The sequence below is a fragment of the Mannheimia sp. E30BD genome, from assembly GCF_041807785.1.
Lineage (GTDB): Bacteria > Pseudomonadota > Gammaproteobacteria > Enterobacterales > Pasteurellaceae > Mannheimia.
In genome coordinates this window covers 100,429-122,087 of record NZ_JBGTYX010000006.1, presented here as the reverse complement: position 1 = coordinate 122,087, position 21,659 = coordinate 100,429, and the positions used below count along the sequence as shown (strand labels likewise).

17 protein-coding genes are annotated in these 21,659 nt (G+C 40.5%); 13 read left to right on the top strand and 4 right to left on the bottom strand.

Annotation, left to right across the window (positions count from 1 at the left end):
• The first annotated feature begins 29 nt into the window (after positions 1–29).
• The 4 genes from ACERCG_RS05910 (at position 30) to dnaE (ending at position 6,764) form a co-directional block, all read left to right on the top strand.
• A complete protein-coding gene (locus ACERCG_RS05910; protein WP_373611138.1) occupies positions 30–812 on the top strand; it encodes a hypothetical protein in 783 nt (260 codons plus the stop codon).
• Between the two features lie 169 nt (positions 813–981).
• On the top strand, positions 982–2,091 hold the full coding sequence (gene lptF / locus ACERCG_RS05905) for an LPS export ABC transporter permease LptF (protein ID WP_373611126.1): 1,110 nt from the start codon (positions 982–984) through the stop codon (positions 2,089–2,091).
• The gene (gene lptG / locus ACERCG_RS05900) at positions 2,091–3,188 is read left to right on the top strand and encodes an LPS export ABC transporter permease LptG (RefSeq protein ID WP_373611125.1); all 1,098 of its coding nucleotides are present in this window, start codon (positions 2,091–2,093) and stop codon (positions 3,186–3,188) included. Before lptF ends, lptG begins: the two co-directional genes overlap by 1 nt.
• Before the next feature lie 99 nt (positions 3,189–3,287).
• Entirely contained in the window at positions 3,288–6,764 is a 3,477-nt protein-coding gene (gene dnaE / locus ACERCG_RS05895) for a DNA polymerase III subunit alpha (RefSeq protein WP_373611124.1), read from the top strand.
• A 75-nt stretch (positions 6,765–6,839) separates the two neighbouring features.
• On the opposite strand, the gene ACERCG_RS05890 is transcribed toward dnaE, so the two are convergent.
• A complete protein-coding gene (locus ACERCG_RS05890; RefSeq protein ID WP_373611123.1) occupies positions 6,840–7,211 on the bottom strand; it encodes a cytochrome b562 in 372 nt (123 codons plus the stop codon).
• Positions 7,212–7,344: 133 nt separating this feature from the next.
• Here ACERCG_RS05890 and yegQ point away from each other — a divergent pair, with 133 nt between their 5' ends.
• From yegQ to ACERCG_RS05860, 6 genes are all read left to right on the top strand, one after another.
• Positions 7,345–8,724 carry a tRNA 5-hydroxyuridine modification protein YegQ gene (gene yegQ / locus ACERCG_RS05885; protein WP_373611122.1) on the top strand — a complete coding sequence of 460 codons (1,380 nt, stop codon included), beginning with the start codon at positions 7,345–7,347 and terminating at the stop codon, positions 8,722–8,724.
• A gap of 114 nt (positions 8,725–8,838) precedes the next feature.
• A complete protein-coding gene (gene waaA / locus ACERCG_RS05880; protein ID WP_373611121.1) occupies positions 8,839–10,119 on the top strand; it encodes a lipid IV(A) 3-deoxy-D-manno-octulosonic acid transferase in 1,281 nt (426 codons plus the stop codon).
• Between the two features lies 1 nt (position 10,120).
• Positions 10,121–10,597 carry a pantetheine-phosphate adenylyltransferase gene (gene coaD, locus ACERCG_RS05875; protein WP_373611120.1) on the top strand — a complete coding sequence of 159 codons (477 nt, stop codon included), beginning with the start codon at positions 10,121–10,123 and terminating at the stop codon, positions 10,595–10,597.
• Between the two features lie 23 nt (positions 10,598–10,620).
• Positions 10,621–11,175: an oligoribonuclease gene (gene orn, locus ACERCG_RS05870; RefSeq protein WP_373611119.1), complete on the top strand. Its 555-nt coding sequence runs from the start codon at positions 10,621–10,623 to the stop codon at positions 11,173–11,175.
• Positions 11,175–11,666, top strand: a complete 492-nt coding sequence (tsaE, locus tag ACERCG_RS05865; RefSeq protein ID WP_373611118.1) for a tRNA (adenosine(37)-N6)-threonylcarbamoyltransferase complex ATPase subunit type 1 TsaE — start codon at positions 11,175–11,177, stop codon at positions 11,664–11,666. Before orn ends, tsaE begins: the two co-directional genes overlap by 1 nt.
• Positions 11,667–11,685: 19 nt before the next feature.
• Positions 11,686–12,801, top strand: coding sequence for an N-acetylmuramoyl-L-alanine amidase (locus ACERCG_RS05860; protein WP_373611117.1), 1,116 nt, complete (start codon positions 11,686–11,688; stop codon positions 12,799–12,801).
• Positions 12,802–12,843: 42 nt separating this feature from the next.
• Here the strand turns inward: ACERCG_RS05860 and ACERCG_RS05855 are convergent, their stop codons facing one another.
• The 3 genes from ACERCG_RS05855 to ACERCG_RS05845 all read right to left on the bottom strand — a co-directional run bounded on the left by ACERCG_RS05855 (position 12,844) and on the right by ACERCG_RS05845 (position 16,487).
• Positions 12,844–14,067: a DUF711 family protein gene (locus tag ACERCG_RS05855; RefSeq protein ID WP_373611116.1), complete on the bottom strand. Its 1,224-nt coding sequence runs from the start codon at positions 14,065–14,067 to the stop codon at positions 12,844–12,846.
• Between the two features lie 101 nt (positions 14,068–14,168).
• Positions 14,169–15,581 carry a basic amino acid/polyamine antiporter gene (locus ACERCG_RS05850; protein WP_373611115.1) on the bottom strand — a complete coding sequence of 471 codons (1,413 nt, stop codon included), beginning with the start codon at positions 15,579–15,581 and terminating at the stop codon, positions 14,169–14,171.
• Positions 15,582–15,590: 9 nt separating this feature from the next.
• Positions 15,591–16,487 carry a homocysteine S-methyltransferase family protein gene (locus tag ACERCG_RS05845; RefSeq protein ID WP_373611114.1) on the bottom strand — a complete coding sequence of 299 codons (897 nt, stop codon included), beginning with the start codon at positions 16,485–16,487 and terminating at the stop codon, positions 15,591–15,593.
• 243 nt (positions 16,488–16,730) lie between these two features.
• Between ACERCG_RS05845 and ACERCG_RS05840 the strand changes: the two genes are divergently transcribed.
• Genes ACERCG_RS05840 through ACERCG_RS05830 form a run of 3 tightly spaced genes read left to right on the top strand, consistent with a single transcriptional unit; the run spans position 16,731 to position 21,656 of the window.
• The gene (locus ACERCG_RS05840; RefSeq protein ID WP_373611113.1) at positions 16,731–17,792 is read left to right on the top strand and encodes an HlyD family secretion protein; all 1,062 of its coding nucleotides are present in this window, start codon (positions 16,731–16,733) and stop codon (positions 17,790–17,792) included.
• A gap of 3 nt (positions 17,793–17,795) precedes the next feature.
• Complete coding sequence (rbbA, locus tag ACERCG_RS05835) at positions 17,796–20,531, top strand: ribosome-associated ATPase/putative transporter RbbA (protein WP_373611137.1); 2,736 nt, start codon at positions 17,796–17,798, stop codon at positions 20,529–20,531.
• Positions 20,532–21,656 carry an ABC transporter permease gene (locus ACERCG_RS05830; protein WP_373611112.1) on the top strand — a complete coding sequence of 375 codons (1,125 nt, stop codon included), beginning with the start codon at positions 20,532–20,534 and terminating at the stop codon, positions 21,654–21,656.
• Positions 21,657–21,659: the final 3 nt, after the last annotated feature.

Genomic DNA, 21,659 nt, shown 5'->3' with positions numbered 1-21,659 from the left:
TTGAGATTTAGAGATTATTGGAGATAAAAATGCGGTTATTAAGTAAAGCATTGATTGCAGCTATGGCTGGATTATTTATTCATACATCTACATTAGCCAACGATGATGCTCAAATTAGCCGCTATGAGCAAGCTAAATTACGCCTTTCTTATGAAGGAGATGTGGGAAATCTACTTCAACAACTTTCGCAACGCTTGAAAGTGGGCTTTATTGCTTATGATGTTGATATAAGTCGCGAAGTTTCAATTCAAAATAGTGCTGAAACCTCTATTAAAAGTATTAATGAACAAATTAGAAAACAGCTTTCCGATACGGATATTCGTTTTGAAAAAATAGGCGAACGTTTATTTATGGTGATTTCTGCGAAAGGTGTTGAGCCATTATTAAAAGATCTCCCACAAAAAGAGCAATTTGTTGGAGATATTATTTTTGATAAAGAGCAGGGAATAATAGAGCATACCCAAACCGATTCTGTAGCTAAAGTGCAAAATATTTTTAGTATTGCGACAAATAAAGAGAGTATTGCTGCAGCAAAGAATAAAAAATCTCCTCAATATAAAACTATTACTAAAGAAGACTTAGGCTTGAAAAACATTAGAGTAACACCATTAGGAACTTTCTTGATTTTTGATAGCCAAGTAGAAGCAGAAAAATTAACGGTAAAAGGGAATTTTGAAGCGTTAGCACAAGGGGAAAATATTATTGCAATTCTCCACCAAAAATCAGATGCTCCATCTAAGATTGAAGTAGTAAATGAGCAGGGGAAAAAATTAATTCTTGAGGCATATAAAGTAACTTCACCTAAAAAATAAATAATGAACTTTATGTACGGTTAAGCAGTGCACGATTGTTCTATAGATGATTTTTGGGATTAAAAAAGGTATCATTACGCATTCGTATGCAAGTTAAGCATTGTAAAAGATTTCAGAAAAATGACCGCTTTGAATGTTGTTTTTTAGTTTTAGATGTAGAGAAAAAATTGTGATTTTAAGCCGATATTTAACCAAAGAGATATTTAAAAGCCAATTAGCAATATTGTTTATCTTATTGCTGATCTTTTTTTGTCAGCAATTAGTGCGTGTTTTAAGCTCCGCTGTGAGTGGTAAAGTGCCGGCAGATTTAGTGGTGAGCTTATTAGGTTTAGGTATGCCGACAATGGCACAGCTTATGCTGCCGTTATCCCTTTTTATTGCGCTATTATTAACATTAGGGCGTTTTTATGCGGAAAGTGAAATTACCGTAATGCGTGCTTGTGGAATCGGGCAGGGTTTACTGGTAAAAGCGGCAATGTTTCTCTCTATTTTTACTACTGCATTAGCTGTATATAACGTATTTTGGCTTACGCCGTGGGCAATTAATAAACAGAGTGAAATGTTAGCGGAAGCGAAAGCTAACCCACGTTTTGCGGCTCTTTCAGCAGGGCAATTTATGTCTGCCGGTGGCTATGTATTATTTATTGATAAAATTGAAAATAACAGCCTAAATGATATTTACGTTTTCCAGCCGGAACAGCAGAAGAAAAACAAACCTTCTGTGGTGGTTGCTGAATCCGGCACGCTACAAGGTTTGCCAAATGGCGATCAAGTCTTAACCTTGGCAGAGAGCAAGCGTTTTGAAGGCACACCACAAAGCCCCGATTTCCGTATTTCTCATTTTGAAAATTATTCTGCTTATTTAGGCTATCAAGATGTAGAATCAAGCGAAAAATTAGTTCAACGTGCAGACTTTAAAACCTTAATGGAAAGTGATTCCCCAGAAGCTAAGGCCGAATTACATTGGCGTTTAGCGCTAATTTTAGCTGTGCCGTTAATGGCATTATTGGCAGTGCCGATGAGTAGCGTAAACCCTCGTCAAGGACGTTTTGCAAAATTACTGCCTGCGTTACTGCTTTATTTAATCTATTTCTTACTGCAAAGCTCGTTAAAATCATCGGGTGGTTCGGGCAAGCTCAATGCAGAAATTTTAATGCCGTTGGTGTCAGTTGCCTTTTTAATTCTAGGTATCGTATTAAATATGTGGAATGGTAAATTGATGTCGAAATTACGCTATCAGTTCGGCGCTAAAAAAATCACTAATAAGGCGGTAGCATAATGAAATTTCTCTCAATGAATATTTTAGAACGCTACATCGGCAAAACGATTTTATCAGCTATTTTCCTCACCCTGTTTTTGTTGGTCGGATTAGGGGCAATCATCAAGTTTGTCGAAGAGTTTCGTGATGTCGGGCGTGGTTCTTATGATGGTTTAAAAGCCGCTTACTATACCTTTTTAACCATTCCCAGAGATATTGAAACTTTTTTCCCAATAGCAGCACTATTAGGTTCACTTTTAGGTTTGGGTAATCTTGCTAGCCGAAGTGAATTAGTGGTAATGCAATCTTCAGGGTTTTCTCGTTTTCGTATTGGCTTAGCCGTGATGAAAACCGCATTGCCATTGGTGATTTTTACGATGATTATTGGCGAATGGGGCGTGCCACAAACCGAACAATTTGCCCGTAATATGCGTTCTGTTGCACAAAGTGGCGGTTCAATGCTTGCCACAAAAGATGGTTTTTGGGCGAAAGATGGTAGCTCTTTTATCTATATTAACCGCATCAATAATGAAAAAAGCCTGAGTAACGTCTTAATTTACGAATTTGGCGAAGGCGACAATAAACGTGAATTGAAATCGGTGTTACGAGCAGGTTCAGCCAAATATAATGCTGAAAAAGGTTGGATACTCTCTAAAGTAGAAAAATCAGAAGTGGGTGAAAACCAAATCCAACAAGGTAAACAGCCGGATCAAGTATGGCAAACCAGCTTAACACCAAGCAAATTAGGCATTGTTTCACTTAAGCCGGAATCTCTTTCGATTTCAGGTTTGGCAGATTATGTCGGCTTCCTAAAAGATACAGGGCAAGATCCGAAACGCTTTGAAATTACCTTCTGGCGTAAGGTCTTCCAGCCTATCTCAATGGCGGTGATGATGCTGCTTGCGATCTCCTTTATTTTCGGCCCGCTTAGAAGCAGCACAATGGGGGCGAAGATCGTAATTGGTATTGTGGCTGGCTTTATGTTCTATGTTGCAAATATTGTATTTGGGAATTTAAGCCTCATTGCCACTTGGCTACCTGTGCCTGTTGGAGCATTAATTCCGAGTTTGCTCTGTCTAGTAATCGTTTGGTGGTTACTCAGTAAAAAGCGTGATTAATTCGTAGGGGCAGGTCCTGTGCCTGCCCTAACATTTTAATGGTAATCGGGCGGGTACAGGACCCGCCCCTACGATATATTCTGTTTATTCCGATTTCTTATGTCTGATTGTCGTTTCGTTCATTTAAAAGTACACAGTGATTTCTCTATGATTAATGGTTTAGCGAAGGTTAAATCATTAGTCAAAACTGCCGTTGCCAATAATATGGTGGCAATGGGCTTAACCGATTTCACCAATTTTTGTGGCTTAGTAAAATTTTATGGCGAAGCGTTAGGAGCAGGCATTAAGCCGATTATCGGGACAGATGTTTATGTCAAATCTGAGACGGGCAATGATGATTATTTTGAGCTAACACTACTCGCCAAAAACAATAAAGGCTATCACAATATTACCCAAATTTTGTCTAAAGCCTATCAACAAGGTTATGTTGAACTACCAATGGTAGAAAAAGAGTGGCTGGCTGAACTGAATGAAGGCATTATTATTCTCTCGGGCGGGAGAATGGGCGATGTGGGCAAAGCCTTACTAAAAGAAAATCTAACAGAAGCCGTAGAAAAACTTGCTTTTTATCAACAATACTACCCAAATCATTTCTATATGTCGGTTTGCCGTACTGGGCGGGCAGATGAAGAACGCTACATTAAACAAGCGGTCGAATTTTCACAAAAAAATGCAATTCCATTAGTGGCAGTGAACGATGTTGTTTTCCTAAAAGAAGATGACTTTGATGCTCACGAAATCCGTGTGGCAATTCATGACAGCTACACCTTAGACGATCCGAAACGCCCGAAAAAATATTCGCCGAAGCAATATTTCCGTACAGAAGAAGAAATGTGCAAGCTATTTGCGGATTTACCAAGTGCCTTAGCCAATACGGTAGAAATTGCGAAACGTTGTTCGGTTACGGTTCGTTTAGGTGAATATTTTCTACCTAATTTCCCAACTGGCGATCTTTCAACCGAAGATTTTTTAGTGAAAAAATCCAAAGAAGGATTAGAAGAGCGTTTGGAATTTTTATTCCCTGATCCTGAAGAAAGAGCTAACAAGCGGTCAGTTTATGACGAAAGATTGCAAGTTGAGCTAGACGTAATCAACCAGATGGGCTTTCCGGGCTACTTCCTGATCGTGATGGAGTTTATTCAATGGTCGAAAGATAATGATATTCCTGTGGGGCCGGGTCGTGGTTCGGGTGCTGGATCGCTCGTAGCGTATGCGTTGAAGATTACCGATCTTGACCCATTAGAATTTGATTTGCTTTTTGAGCGTTTCCTCAACCCTGAACGTGTTTCAATGCCTGACTTTGACGTCGATTTCTGTATGGACGGGCGAGATCGTGTGATTGAGCACGTTGCGGAAACCTATGGGCGACAAGCGGTATCCCAAATTATCACCTTTGGTACGATGGCGGCGAAAGCGGTAATTCGAGATGTAGGGCGTGTGTTAGGACATCCTTATAGCTTTGTGGATCGTATATCTAAACTGATTCCGCCTGATCCGGGAATGACGCTCGAAAAAGCCTTTGCCGCAGAACCAAAATTGCCAGAACTCTATGAAGCCGATGAGGAAGTGAAAGATCTTATCGATATGGCTCGTAAGCTAGAGGGCGTAACTCGAAATGCAGGTAAACACGCAGGGGGAGTGGTAATTGCTCCGACGGCAATTACCGATTTTTCACCGCTTTATTGTGATAGTGAAGGTTTGCACCCTGTTACCCATTTTGACAAAAACGATGTGGAATATGCAGGCTTAGTGAAATTTGACTTCTTGGGGCTGCGTACGCTCACCATTATTAAATGGGCGTTAGAGATGATTAACGAGCGTTTAGCTCGTGAAGGCAAAGAGCCGATTCGGATTGAAACCATTCCACTCGATGATAAAAAATCCTTTGATTTATTACTGGCGGCAAAAACAACGGCGGTGTTCCAGCTAGAATCGAGAGGTATGAAAGACTTAATTTCGCGCCTGAAGCCTGACTGTTTTGAAGATATTATCGCTCTAGTAGCACTGTTCCGCCCCGGCCCTCTTGAGTCGGGAATGGTGCAGAACTTTATTGACCGTAAACACGGTAAAGAAGAGGTGTCTTACCCTGATCCGCAATATCAGCACGAATGTCTAAAGCCGATTTTAGAGCCAACTTACGGCGTTATTGTTTACCAAGAGCAAGTAATGCAGATTGCCCAAGAGCTTGCAGGCTATACGCTCGGTGGGGCAGACTTACTTCGCCGTGCAATGGGTAAGAAAAAGCCAGAGGAGATGGCGGCTCAACGAGAAGTCTTTGAAAAAGGGGCGGAATCAAAAGGGATTGATGGCAAACTGGCAGGTCAAATTTTCGACTTAGTAGAAAAATTTGCGGGTTACGGCTTTAATAAATCGCACTCAGCGGCGTATGCGTTAGTTTCCTACCAAACACTTTGGCTAAAAGCCCATTATCCTGCAGAATTTATGGCGGCGGTAATGACTTCTGAGATGGATAATACCGATAAAATTGTTGGTTTCTACGATGAATGTATGAATATGGGGCTAACTGTTGTGCCCCCTGATGTAAATAGCGGCAAACATCGCTTTAGTGTGAATGAAAAAGGCGAAATTGTGTACGGTTTGGGGGCAATTAAAGGTGTTGGGGAAGGCCCTATCGAGGCGATTTTAACTGCTCGTAACAAAGATGGTAAATTCAAAGATCTGTTTGATTTAACTGCCCGTGTCGATCTGAAAAAAATTAACCGCCGAACTTTTGAAGGTCTGATTATGTCAGGGGCTTTCGATAAGCTCGGTCCACACCGTGCGGCGTTAATGAAAAATTTAGAAGATGCACTCAAAGCCTCGGATCAACACGCTAAAATGGAAGAGTTAGGGCAGAGCGATATGTTCGGTGTGCTAACTGAAACCCCTGAAGAAGTGCAAAATGCCTATGCCAATACGCCAAAATGGTCTGAACAAACCATTTTAGATGGCGAACGTGCCACATTAGGGCTTTATTTAAGTGGACACCCAATCGGCAGATTCTTAAAAGAGTTATCACATTATGCACCAAATAGACTGAACGAACTTCAGCCAACGTTTAGAGGGCAGATGACAACAGTTTCTGGCATTGTAATGGCATCACGAGTGGCGGTAACAAAACGTGGTAGCCGTATCGGCATTGCCACAATTGAAGATCGTTCGGGCAAGCTCGATATTACCCTTTTCTCTGAAGCATTGGAAAACTTTGGGCATTTAATGCAGCAAGATCAAATTATTGTGGCAACAGGCTCGGTGCAGTTTGATGATTTCAGCGGGGGATTAAAAATGTCGGCAAGAGAAGTATTATCCCTTGATGAAGCTCGTAGCCGATTTGCGAAAAGTTTGGCGTTGGCTATCAGCCAAGATCAATTATCTGTAAATTTTGTAAGAAAAATGACCGCTATTATTGAGCCTCACAAGGAAGGCACAATGCCTTTACATTTCTACTATCAAAGCCCAGAAGGGAGAGCGTTGTTAAAAGGAGGTGTGGAATGGCGGGTCACGCCGAATGAGCAAATGTTCTCGGAGCTAAAAGAGCTACTGGGGGAAAATTCGGTGGAATTAGAGTTTGAATAGTAGTAGGGACAGACTCTGTGCCTGTCCACATTAGATACTTTATTTATGGGCAGGCACAGGGCCGCCCCTACATAATTATTTGTATTTTTTGTGATATTCACGTTTAATGAATTCAAGCTCTGAAACCATCATTTTGGCTTCTTGTAACTCGCCTGCTTGTGCTTTTTCATCGGCTTTTTTCACCACGTCAATTAGTTTTTGCATACCTGCTTGGTAATCAGCTTCGTCAGTTTTATCTCCTTCAACTTTATTTGGAAAAATTGCTTTGGTTTTTTCCGTAATTTCGATGAAGTTTTTTGCAGCTTGTTGAAACTCTTCTGAAGAATTAGCTCGCAATAATTTATTTGCGTTCATATTCATCTGCATCATTTCCATTTTAATGCTTTGAGCATTGCTTAAGGTCGAGAAGGCAAGCAATGTTGCTGCGAAAAAGAGTCTAAGTTTCATCGTATTTCCCCCACATAAAAAATGTGATTTTACTGGATTGACTTGCCAATATGCAAGATTTCTTAGAAAATAGACCGCTTACGTTTTCCTTGAGTGGAAAACCCTGACTTGTTATCAGAAAAAGAGATTACCTATGACTTTAAAATATGCCAAACCTGAGCTGCTTTCACCTGCAGGTTCTTTAAAAAATATGCGTTATGCTTTTGCTTACGGTGCAGATGCAATTTACGCAGGTCAGCCACGCTACAGCTTGCGTGTGCGTAATAACGAATTTAACCACGAGAATTTAAAAATTGCCATTGATGAGGCCCATTCATTAGGCAAAAAATTCTATGTGGTAGTGAACATTGCCCCTCACAACTCAAAATTAAAAACCTTTATTAAAGACTTAAAAGTAGTTGTGGATATGAAACCGGACGCATTGATTATGTCTGACCCTGGCTTAATTATGCTTGTACGTGAAAACTTCCCTGAAATGGATATCCACCTTTCTGTTCAAGCCAATGCGGTGAACTGGGCAACGGTAAAATTCTGGCATCAAATGGGTTTAACCCGAGTGATTTTATCGCGTGAATTATCGCTTGAAGAGATCGAAGAAATTCGTAAGCAAGTGCCGGAAATGGAATTAGAAATCTTTGTTCACGGCGCATTATGTATGGCGTATTCTGGTCGTTGCTTACTTTCGGGCTATATCAATAAGCGTGATCCAAACCAAGGCACTTGTACCAATGCGTGCCGTTGGGAATACAAAATGGAAGAAGGTAAGGTGGACGAAGTAGGGCAAATCGTGCCGAAATACCAGCCTGAAATTGAGGTAAAAAATGTCGCTCCAACCTTAGGAGCAGGGGAGGCAACAGATAAAGTGTTCCTCTATACCGAATCACAGCGTCCAGACGAGCAAATGACAGCCTTTGAAGACGAACACGGCACCTATTTTATGAACTCAAAAGACTTGCGTGCGGTGCAACACGTTGAACGTTTAACTCAAATGGGCGTACATTCCCTTAAAATTGAAGGACGTACAAAATCGTTCTATTACTGTGCGAGAACCGCCCAAGTTTATCGTAAAGCGATTGATGATGCCGCGGCAGGTAAACCGTTTGATGAGAGTTTGATGGATACGCTAGAAAGCCTTGCGCATCGTGGCTATACCGAAGGCTTCTTACGCCGTCATACCCACGATGAATACCAAAACTATGAATACGGCTATTCAATTTCAGAACGCCAACAATTTGTGGGCGAATTTACGGGTAAGCGTAACGCTGAAGGTATGGCGGAAGTCGCTGTTAAGAACAAATTCTTAGTGGGTGATTCAGTTGAAATGATGACACCAAAAGGTAACATCGTATTTAAAATTGAGCGTATGCTGAACCGCAAAAATGAAAGTGTCGATGCGGCACTTGGTGATGGACATTTTGTCTTCTTAGAGGTACCACAAGACGTTGAGTTGGATTTCGCTCTTTTAATGCGTAACCTAGTGAATGCGAATACTCGCAATCCACACCAGGCCTAATTAGGTTAAAAGAATGTAAACCACGAAATCTAAACTATTTCGTGGTTTATTTTTAGGTATAATGAGGGATAATTGCAAAAAAATGAGAAAAAAGACCGCTTGTAAGGAAAATAAATGCTCCGTTTACTCTATATCTGTTTAAGTTATTTATTACAACCCGTTGTGCTTTTTCTAATGTGGTACAAAGGGCGTAAACAACCCGCTTATCGCAAGCGTTTATGGGAGCGTTATGGTGTTTATGACGAAGCCGAAAAACCAAATGCTAAAGGGGTAGTGATTCACGCCGCCTCTGTAGGCGAAGTGATTGCGGCAACACCACTGATTAAAGAGATTGGAAAACTATATCCGAGTTTGCCACTAATTGTTACCACCGTTACACCAACAGGTTCAGATCGAGTAATGGCTGCTTTTGGTGAGTCGGTTTCACATTTTTATTTACCTTATGATTTACCCGATGCGATAGAGCGTTTTCTGAATTTTGTTGATCCTAAATTAATGGTTGTGATCGAAACCGAGCTTTGGCCAAATTTAATCCGTAAAGTAAATAGGAGAAATATTCCGTTTGTGATTGCGAATGCCAGACTTTCGCCTCGTTCCGCCAAACGATATGGTTGGATTAAAGGTAGTATGAAGGATATGCTCAATCAAATTTCACTGATTATGGCACAAGATGAAGTGAGTAAAGATCGCTATTTGGCATTAGGCTATAACCCTGCCAAAATGGTGAATACCGGCAATCTTAAATTTGACTTGGAAATTACGCCGGAGCTACATCAAACCGTGCAAGAAACAAAATCAGCTCTGAATTTACAGTCAAGACCGATTTGGATTGCGGGCAGTACACACGAAGGTGAAGAGAAACTGATTTTAGAAGCCCATCAAATTTTGTTGAACAAGTACCCTGATTTAGTATTGATCTTAGTGCCGAGACACCCTGAACGCTTCACGTTAGTTGAGCTTTTAGTTAAAAAATCAGGTTTGGAGTATGTAAAACGTTCGGAAGGTGAGCCATTAAATCAAGAAACAAAAGTATTGCTAGGCGATACAATGGGCGAAATGATGTTACTCTATGGGCTGTCTGATATCGCATTCGTTGGGGGGAGCTTAGTTAAGCACGGCGGACATAATCCGCTTGAGCCAATAGCTTTTAACATACCGGTTATTTCAGGGTTGTTTACCTATAATTTTCCGAAAATATTTGAAAAATTGAGGGAAGTTAGAGGTGTAATTGAGGTTGAAAGTTCTACTGAAGCCTTAGCCGACAGTATTCAAGTATTATTAACGCAGCCCCAAATCGGGCAAGAAATAGCGGCTTCAGGGTTTGGTGTATTACAAGAAAACCAAGGGGCATTAAAACGGCATTTAGATTTACTTGCTCCTTATTTAGAGAAATAAAATGAGCTATAACGTTATTTATGCAGGAACTTTTGACCCTATTACCAATGGGCATTTAGATATTATTCGCAAGGCTTCAAATCTTTTTGGAAAAGTGATTGTGGCGGTGGCGAAAAATCCAAGTAAGCAACCACTTTTTGAGTTGGAAGAGCGTGTTGAATTAGTCAAACAAAGCTGTCTTGGGCTTGATAATATTGAGGTGATTGGCTTTAGCTGTTTACTTGCCGATTTTGCGAAAGAACAAAATGCAAAAGCCTTAATTCGTGGTATTCGTGGAGCGGATGATATTGACTACGAAATTCAACTGGCTCAACTAAATTACAAATTATCAGGCGATTTAGAAACGATTTTCTTACCGCCTTCGATAGAGTGGCGTTATCTTTCTTCTACAATGGTAAGAGAGATTTATCGACACAATGGCGATATTAGCCAATTTGTACCACAAGCGGTTAAAAATGCCCTAAAATTTGCAAAATAATTGAATTAAAAGTAGGAAATAAAATGAGGCAAGATGCACAAAATTTAATTTGGATCGATCTTGAAATGACAGGGTTAGATCCGGAAAAAGAGCGTATTATTGAAATTGCAACAATCGTAACGGATAAAGATCTGAATATTTTAGCGGAAGGTCCTGTTTTGGCGGTTCATCAATCTGATGAGCTATTAGGCAAAATGAGTGATTGGTGTGTGAAAACGCATACTGCGAATGGCTTAATTGAGCGTGTAAAAGCGAGTAAACTGACTGAGCGTGCAGCAGAATTGCAAACCCTTGATTTCTTAAAGTGTTGGGTACCAAAAGGAAGTTCGCCCATTTGTGGAAACAGTATTGCACAGGATAAGCGTTTCCTTTATAAATATATGCCTGATTTAGCGGATTATTTCCACTATCGCCATTTAGATGTGAGTACCTTAAAAGAGCTGGCTCGCCGCTGGAAGCCTGAGATTTTGGATAAATTCAGTAAAGGGAACACCCATTTAGCGTTGGACGATATTCGTGAATCCATCAACGAATTAAAATTTTATCGGGAACATTTTATTAATTTAGACGAAAAATAATGACAAATTCTCTCTCTTTTTACTGCGAAGATGAAACTAAATTACTAGAATTTGGTCAATCATTCGCGTTAGAACTTAAAAACTATTTGTTGCAAGAGAGTAAGCACTCTCTGGTTATTTATCTCAATGGCGAGTTAGGGGCAGGTAAAACCACCTTAACTCGTGCTATTGTGAGAGCGTTTGGGCATCAAGGCAATGTGAAAAGCCCCACTTATACGTTAGTGGAAGAGTACCATCTCGCCCCTTTTAATATTTACCATTTTGACTTATATCGCTTAGCTGATCCAGAAGAACTAGAATTTATGGGCATTCGTGATTATTTCAAACCACAAACATTATGTTTGCTTGAATGGGCAAGCAAAGGCGAGGGAATGATTCCAGAGGCTGATTTTATCATTCAAATCGATTATATGAATGAAGGGCGACAAATTACGGTTGTGCCACAAAATCAGTTCGCAACAGATATTTTAGTAAATTTTAATCAAAAATAGACCGCTTGTAGGGAAGGTGATGAAGAAGGTTATCCAATATATTGTTTTTAGTGCATTAAGTGTATTAAGTTTTTCGAGTTTTGCTAAAACCATTGTGGCTATTGATGCTGGACACGGTGGGAAAGATCCCGGAGCTATTGGCAAAAACTTAGGCATTTTAGAAAAAAATGTAACACTTGCTATCTCCAAAGAGCTAAAAGCCTTATTAGATGCTGACCCAAACTTTAAAGCGGTAATGACACGCTCAGGCGACTATTTTATTCAACTACCACAGCGTACGGAAATTGCCCGTAAGCATCGTGCGGATCTCTTAGTTTCTATTCACGCAGATTCTTCGCCCAGAGGGGATTCCTTAAAAGGGGCTTCTGTTTGGGTGCTTTCAAACAGCCGTGCCAGCGATGAAATGGGGAAATGGCTTGAAGATCACGAAAAACAATCGGAATTGCTTGGTGGAGCAGGAGCCGTACTTGCCAGCAATAAAGAGCGTTACTTAAACCAAACAGTGTTGGATTTACAGTTTTCACATTCTCAGCGTACAGGTTATGAGTTAGGGAAGAGCATTTTAGGGAAGATGTCTAATATTATGTCGTTAGCAAAATCGACCCCGCAACACGCAAGTTTAAGTGTATTGCGTTCGCCTGATATTCCGTCTGTCTTAGTTGAAACGGGGTTTTTATCTAACTCAACCGAAGAAGCAAAATTAGCAAGTACGAATTATCGCAAACAAGTTGCCAGAGCGATTTATCAAGGATTAGTGGCGTATCGAGCTAAAAATGGGCTTTCAACTTCATCAAATGTAAGTAAAAAATCAGAACAGAAAGAAAAGGCTAAAGCAGAAGAGAAGTCTTCTAAAACTAATTCTAAAAAAGTGAAGGGAGAGGCTCAAAGAGAACAGAAGAAAGAGCAAAATACCAAATCTGATAATAAGCCGGATAAAAAGAAAGAAAATCTAAAAGAAAAATCCTCTTCCAAAAAAGAGATTAAAATCTCAAATAATGGCTACCACATTGTTCAACAAGACGAAACGGTTTACTCCATTGCGAGAGCTTACGGTACAACCCCACAAAAAATTAGTGAGCTGAATAATTTGAAAAACTATCAGATTACGGTGGGGAAAAAGTTAAAAGTGAAGTAAAGCGAAAGGCTGATGAATTATGTTCATCAGCCTTTTTGGCTGTTAAGGTACGGCTAAAATTTTACAGTTACATAAATCATCGCTTTCAAATTCGGTAATATCTCCTGCTTTTTTATTCGGAATTGGGAATAAACGCACTGTGAGCGGTTTATTGAGCCTAAATGCCATTGTTCCCGTATCTCGCATTAATGAGGCAATTTGTTCAACAGTAGCATCGCTCGGAATAGGAACGGTGTCTAAGCCAATTCCACATACGGCACTGTATGTGAGCAATGCTCTAATATCAAATTGCCCTTTTTGCGTGCCTTCGGCAAGCCCTAAATCTTCTGTAACCGCAAGCATTAAGCCAGAAAAGCCTACAAGCGGTACATTTTTGATAGATTTAAACACTTTCGTTAATAAAGAGGAGGCTTCCACCGTGCCTGCTGCACCGAAGAAAGGCACGCCCATTAGTTCATATACTTCCGTCATTGAGGCACAGTTTTTTGACGGAGCAGCGGAGCTGTCAATCCCTGCAAATTCAAATTTTAGTGAGCTTTGTACAGATTTTACTGCTGCTAATACTTCATCAACGTGATATTGAAGAGCCTCTGACATCACCTCATAGCATTGGTGATAGAAATCATTATGTTGGGTTTTATTCAGCTCTTTTAACACCGAGACTAATAAATCAGGCGTTTCCAATCCAATAACGAAACTATTTGGCAACTCGCTTGAATGATAGCTGGCAGGAAAATAAGGAATAAACGGCTTACAATTAAAATTAACGGTAAAATTAAAGTTGCCTTCACCTCTCGGCGTAATGTCCGCAATTTGTTTCACAATTTGAGCAGAGTGTAAAATTTTATCATTATCTAAAATGCCAAATTCATCGAGTTCAACATTGACACAAGCATTAGACAAATCGCCATAATTCAAAATAAGCTCAGGCAATAATGCTAATTCTTGAGCTGTTTTTGCCTCGCCAATCGCAAAGCGAATACGTAAACCGCTATCACTTAATTGATTTAATAGATGCTTTAAGTAGGCTAAATCTTGCTTAGCAGTTTGAATATCGGTTAAATCCAAATATTCCCCAAAACTGTTGGTTACAATGCGGATAGATTGAATGGTATAGCCTTGTTTTTGAATGGCAGGAACGAGAAGGTTAAATTCTGCTTTGGCTGAATTTAATGCTTGCTGCCATTGAGATTTATCTTTGGTTAAACTAAGAAATAATGTGATGGTGCGTACACGGCAAAGTGCTTTATTTTGGTAGGTTTGCATATTTCCTCCTTGTTTTAGTTGTTGTGAGAATTAGCAATTATAACGAAGTTTTTGCAAAAAATCCGAAAAAATGACCGCTTGTAAAAGCGGTCTTTTCACATTTAACCTTCTGCTAATAGTGTTGGTAATTCAATCACAGCGTAGCCAAAAATCACGAGTAAGATAATTAAAATCACCTTTTCTGCGTTTGAAAGCGTTAATCTGCCGTTGAATTTATAGTTAGAGTAGAGATATAGCAAGATACCCGGCACATAAAGCACAACCGAGAGCAGTAAATATTCTAACCCTGCGGCATAGACAATCCATAAACCATAAATTGCAGCCATAAACCCTGTGAGTTTAATGTACCAAGCGGCATTAGTTTGGATTGATAACTTGAATAAATAAGCCCCGATTAAGAAGTAAGGGATTAAAATCATTGAGGTCGAAATCAACAATAGAGTGTTATAGCTCTGCTCAAACACAAAAACTAACACAAGGCAGAGTTGCACCACAAAGCCGGTAAACCAAAGAGAGTTAATTGGTGTCCCGTTTTCGTTCAATTTATCTAAAATTTTCGGGAATGCCCCGTTTTTTGAACCACGATAAGGCACTTCAGCGGAGTACATTGTCCAGCTAATATAAGAAGCAAGCACGGAAACAATCAAACAGGCGGTAATAATTACTTTACCTGTTGGCCCCATCATGGCATCAAGTAATGGACCCATTGATGGGTTTGCCATATTCGCAATGGTTTCACGAGGTAAAATACCGAGAGAAAGAATCGTAATTGCTACATAAAGTGCGAGGGCAATAATTATCCCTAACACCGTTGCTAAGCCAACATCAGAACGTTTTTTTGCGTGTGCAGAAAGTACAGAAGCTCCTTCCACCCCAGTAAATACCCATAAGGTAATCAGCATTGTGCTTTTTACTTGATCGCTTACGCTGTTATTCAAGGCAGTGGCTTTCACATCTGAATTGAATAAATCGACATCAAAATACCAAACGCCTAGCCCGATAAAGAGAATAAGCGGAGCAACTTTTACAAAGGTCGCAATCAGGTTTACGAAAGCCGCCTCTTTAATTCCGCCAGCAATTAAAGCGTGCACTAGCCACACAATAATTGATGAACCGATGAACGCAGCAAGAGTATTGCCTTGCCCGAAAATCACAGTATTTTCGCTATCGGTAAATACGCCTAAACCTTCAAAAGCGACGGTAAGATAGCCCACAATACCGATGGTGGCACATAACCAATAGCCCCAAGCAGACATAAAGCCCATTAACTCGCCGAAACCTTCTCGTGCGTAGGTGTAAATACCGCCGTCTAAATCAGGACGAAGACGAGAAATAAAGAAAAACGATAAACCTAAAAAGATGATACCAACACCCGTAATTAACCAACCAATGGTAATGGCTTCTGCACCCGCAACTTCCGCCATATTTTGCGGTAAGCTGAAAATGCCCGAGCCAATCATTGAGCTTAATACAAGCGCAGTAAGGGAAATTAATCCGATTTTTTTATTTGACATTGCTATTCCTTACTTTAAATTTTTTGCCAGCATTTCGATATATTCTACGCCGATGCCGCAGCAGCCACCGATAATTGTTGCACCTTGTTCAGTCCATTTTTTTGCCCACGCTAAATAGGCGTTTGGATCTAAATCTTTGCGAACTTCGTCTAAGCCATCGTTTGCGGTTGCATCTTTAGGCTGTGGAGCAAAGGCATTAGCATAAGCCCCTGTGCGGATATGCGTTGCATTGCGTTCAGCTAAGATTTTTTGTGTAACATCTAAGGCTTCACCAATTACTTCAGGTTGGCAGCAGTTAAATAAAATCGCTTGTACGCCTAGTTCAACCATTTCTTCAACGGCTTGTTTTACTGTTTCGCCTGAGCGTAATTTAGGCTCTGTGGTTGGCTCATCATCAATGAGGGTGAACGAAACCCATAATGGTCGATTATCTTTCGGCAATAAGGCTTTGATTGAAACAGGCTCAATAATCGCACTTTGGGTTTCGCATAACCAAATATCGACATAAGGCGAAAGCCCATCAATTAACGGTTGAGCAATTTCTGCAAAACGTTCCATTTGAATCAGATCCGCTCGGTAAGAACCAAACATTGGCGGGAGAGAACCTGCAATTTGAGTTGCAAAATTTCCCGAATTTTTGACCGCTTGCTTAGCAAGGCGACCTGCTAAATCAGCCAAAGTTTTACCATCAGCGGCAAAACGTTTCTCGCCAATGTGAAAAGGTACAACGGCGTAGCTATCAGTGGTAATTACTTCCGCTCCGTGAGCAATAAAATCTTCGTGTACAGCTTGTACAAAATGTGGGCCTTCATACAACGCAGCAGCAGACCATTCGGGCTGGTGGAACGGAGCATTACGACGCATTAATTCACGGCTCATTCCGCCGTCTAATATCGTGATTGACATAAGTTTTCCTAATTGAAAGGTAAGAACAAAAATAAATACGAGCAGTTTACTGGCTTTTTGAATTATAGCTATAATTAAATCGTATAACTTATAACTTTTTGTAAAAATTATGCCTTATTGATTTTTAGATAAAGTAAGAAATGACTGACGTTTAGAGATTGTTTATGTTGTCATCAGAATGATTGGGTTATAGAATGCCATTTATGACAGTTTAGACCAGTTGATAGATTTTAAGGATAAAAGATGAAGAAATTACTCATTACCACTTTGATTGTGTTTGCTGCAGGTGGGGCTTATTTGTGGCATCAAATACAGAATGAGCGTACGGAATTGTCTAGTGTTGTGGCTGTGAACGGGCGTTTAGAATTAGAACGCTTAGATGTGGCAACCCTTTATGCAGGGAAAGTAGAAGAAATTTTAGTTAAAGAAGGGCAAAATGTTGAGAAAAATCAACCGCTTGTACGTTTTTCTTCAACCCAATCGCAAAGTCAGGTAACTTCTGCTGAAGCTCAAATTTCCGCAGCGAAAGCCCAAGTAGAAAGTGCAAAAGCTCAAAAATTACGGGCAGAAGAAGCGGTTGCACGTGCTTCGGCAGAAATGGCAGCCCAGCAACAGCAAGCTTCTGTTGCTAAATTAGAAGTAGATAATGCACGAAAATTACGCCGTGATAATTTAGTTTCTGCAAGTGAATTAGAGCGTCGCCAAGCCGCTCATAAAGCTGCCTTAGCCGCAGTAGAAACCGCAAAAGCAGCGAGAGCGGAAGCTCAAGCGGCAGTTAATCAAGCACAAGCGGTTATTTCTCAAGCAGAGGCAAATGTTAGTCAAGCAGAGGCAGCAGCCAATCAAGCCACTTCACAAAATGATGATATGCTGATTAAATCGCCAATTGCAGGTAGGGTAGAGTACCGCATTGTTGATGTGGGTAATGTGGTTGGTATGGGGGCAAAAGTTATCAGTTTACTGGATACCAAAGATGTTTACTTAAATGTATTTTTACCTGCCCATCAATCAAATAATGTCAAAATAGGCGAAGAAGCTCGCATTAAAATTGATGGTACAGACTATGTTTTCCCAGCACATATCGGCTATGTAGCGAGTGAAGCCCAATTTACGCCAAAATCGGTGGAAACATTGGAAGAACGCACAAAATTAATGTTTAAAGTGAAGCTCCAAATTCCAGAAGACATCGCCCAACAATATGCTGGCTTTTTCAAGGGTGGAATGACCGCAATGGGCTATGTGAAATATGACCACAGCGTCGATTGGCCTGAAACATTATCTGCAAAATTGCCAGAGAGCCGATAAATGATGACTGAACTTGCGGTTAAAATTAGCAATCTTCGCCATACTTATAAAAACACGGTGGCGGTTGATAATGTTTCGCTTGAAATTCCGAAAGGCAGAACAGTTGGGCTGATTGGTCCTGATGGTGTGGGTAAATCTACGCTACTGTCGCTGATTGCTGGGGTTAAAATTCTCCAGCAGGGAGAAATTTCGGTGTTTGGTTTAGATGTATCGAAAGCAAAAGACCGAGAGATCTTAACCCATAAAGTAGCTTTTATGCCGCAAGGGTTAGGGAAAAACCTCTACCTTACACTTTCCATTTATGAAAATATTGATTTTCACGCTCGAATGTTCGGGTTATCGCCAAGCCAGCGAAAAGCACGCATTCATCGCCTGTTAAAAGCAACGGGGCTTTTGCCCTTTGCCGATAGAGCCGCAGGTAAACTCTCAGGCGGAATGAAGCAAAAGCTCAGTCTTTGCTGTGCGTTGGTGCATAGCCCCGAATTACTGATTTTAGACGAGCCAACAACAGGGGTTGATCCACTTTCACGCCGTCAATTTTGGGAATTAGTTGAAGAATTGCGTGCTGAAACACCAGATATGACGGTTATCATCGCCACTGCCTATATTGACGAAGCAGAAGGTTTTGAATATGTAATGGCAATGGACGATGGCAAGTTAATTGTTGATAAGCCCACCCAAGCGGTTATTACTGAAACAAACAGTCAAAATTTAGAACAAGCCTATATCAAATTATTACCACCTGAAAAACGAGGGGCAGTAGATGGCTTGATTATCCCGCCTTTTGAGCCATTAAAAGATGATCCACCTGTTATTGTGGCAGAAGGATTAACCAAAAAATTCGGCGATTTTGTTTCGGTAGATAATGTGAGTTTCGTGATTCCTAAAGGCGAAATTTTTGGCTTTTTAGGCTCTAATGGCTGCGGAAAATCCACCACAATGAAAATGCTAACTGGCTTGCTTGAGCCAACTGAAGGCTCAGCATTACTGCTTGGTCAGCCGATTGATGCGAGCAATATCGACACCCGAAAACGGGTGGGATATATGTCGCAGGCATTTTCACTTTATGAAGAGCTAACTGTGCGTGAAAACCTTGAATTGCACGCCAAATTGTATCAAATTCCCCGTAGCGAATGGTCGCATTACGTTAATAATGTAATGCACCAATTCGATCTTGCTGATTTAGCAAACGAAAAACCGTTATCCTTGCCGCTTGGTATTCGCCAACGCTTACAACTTGCAGCAGCCTGTTTGCATAAACCTGAAGTGTTGATCTTAGATGAGCCGACTTCTGGGGTTGATCCTGCAGCTCGGGATATGTTTTGGGAATATTTAATCAAACTTTCCAGAGAAGATCGCATTACCATTTTCGTTACTACCCACTTTATGAATGAAGCGGCTCGTTGCGATCGTATTTCTTTTATGCACAGAGGAAAAGTGCTGGGAGTGGGGACGCCTGAAGAATTAAGATTAGGCAAAAAGGCGAGAACACTCGAAGAAGCCTTCATTATCTATTTAGAAGAACAAAATGATGAAGTAGCCGCCTCGAAAGAAACGGTTGATAATGAAGAGCAAGAAAATAGCTCGTTACAAGCGGTCAAAAATCCGCAATTTTTTGCAAATGGGTTAAATGTTATCTGGACTTTTGCCGTGCGTGAAGGAAAAGAACTATTAAGAGACAATATACGCTTATTATTTGCATTGCTTGGGCCTCTGATAATGCTGTTGGCGATGGGGTCGAGCATTTCTTTTGATATTAGACCCCTAAATTTTACCGTGCTTGATAACGATAACAGCTCGGAAAGCCGTAAATTGATTGAAGCCTTTGCTGGCTCGCCTTATTTTATTCGCCAAGATAATATTTATTCGATAGATGATATAAACCTTAGCCTACAAACGGGTAAAGCAAAATTAGTGTTAGAAATTCCCTCTGATTTTGGGCGAGATCTATTAGCTCAACGAATGCCTGAGGTAGGAATATTTATTGATGGAGCATTTCCAAGTACTGCAGAGAATTTGCAAGGCTCTGCACAGGGTGTTATTGGGCAATATATGCAGCAAATGTTAAGAGAAAATGGCATTAGTGCGAATATACCTTCTGTAACAGAGCCTCGAATGATCTATAACCAAGATTTTAAAAGCGTGTTTGCGATGACACCGGGCATTATTATGCTTGCAATGATGCTTGTGCCACCGATGATGACCGCACTTAGCGTAGTAAGAGAAAAAGAGATGGGAACGATTATGAACCTCTACGGCTCACCTGCTTCGCAATTTCAGTTCTTGTTGGGCAAACAGCTTCCTTATATCGCTCTTTCATTTATCAGCTATTTGATTATGGTGCTGGCGGCTATTTTTGTGTTTGGCGTGCCGATTAAAGGCTCGATAACCGCAATGTTCTTAGGTGTGTTATTGGCAATTTGTGCTTCAACAGGCTTTGGTTTATTGGTTTCTAGTTTTGTAAAATCGCAAGTAGCGGCAATTTTTGCCGCCGCGATTATTTCTATTGTGCCGACTATTAACTTTTCGGGAATGATGTATCCTGTTTCTCGCTTAGATGAAAATGTGCAGCTGGTTTCAAAGATCTTCCCGGGAGCTTGGTTTCAGCAAATCAGCTTAGGTGGTTTTACTAAAGGGCTTGGCTTTGCCGATTTCCTCCAACCTTATTTGGCATTGGCGGCGATTTACGCCGTTTACCTTGCATTAGCAACTTTTGCGTTGAAAAAACAGGAGAAATAAATGAACCGTTGGTTTAAAAATGTTGGTTTCCTCGCATTGAAAGAGTTGAAAAGTTTATTTAGTGATAAGGTGTTGGTTCTGCTAATTATCTATATGTTTTCCTTTGCCATTATCACTATTGCGAAACAAGGAATGACCGATGTTAAAAATGGCTCGGTGGGGATTATTAACTACGATCATTCAGCATTATCTTACCGTTTGAAAGATGCGTTAATTCCCCCTTATTTTAAAACGGTGGAAGATATTGAGCGTCAAGCGGTCGATCGAGCAATGGACGTAGGGCAATATACCTTTATTGTTGAAATTCCGCCTAATTATCAACGAGATACCTTAGCTGGCAAAGAGCCAAAAGTGCAGTTGTTAGTTGATGCAACAGCAATGACGCAAGCAAATATAGGGGCTCATTACATCAGCCAAATTTTTAACCAAGAAATTCAGCGTTTTGTTGGCTCTACAGAGTTACCTATTCCGTTCAATACCGCAATCAACGTGCTATATAACCCCAATTATGATAGTGCGTGGTTTATGGGAGCAGGGCAGATTGTGGGTAATCTTACCTTATTAACCTTGTTGCTCTCAGGCTCAGCAGTTATTCGAGAAAGAGAACGTGGCACAATAGAACATTTATTAGTAATGCCTGTTCGCTCAAGTGAAATTGCGGTATCCAAAATTCTTGCTAATAGCCTAATACTGTTAATTGTTACTTTATTCTCACTAAAATTTATTGTGTCGGGTTTTCTTGGTGCACCAATAAGTAATCAGCAAATTGCGATTTTCATTTTAGGCGTAGCCATTTTTCTGTTTTCGATTGCTTCACTCGGCATTTTATTGGCGGTATTTGCCCCCACAATGCCACAATTTGGCTTGCTCTGCATTCCCATTTACTTAGTGATGTATATGCTTTCAGGGGCAAATTCCCCACTTGAAAATATGCCACAACTGGCACAGCAATTAACCCAATTTTCGCCTACCACAATTCTAGGGAGCTACGCTCAAGATGTATTATTCCGCAACGCAGGCCTGGATTTGGTGTGGTTGCACTTAGTGAAAATGACATTAATTGGGGCGGTTTTTCTAGGCATCGCCTTAATGCAGTTTAAATCTATGCTCTCTAAACAAGGATAAATA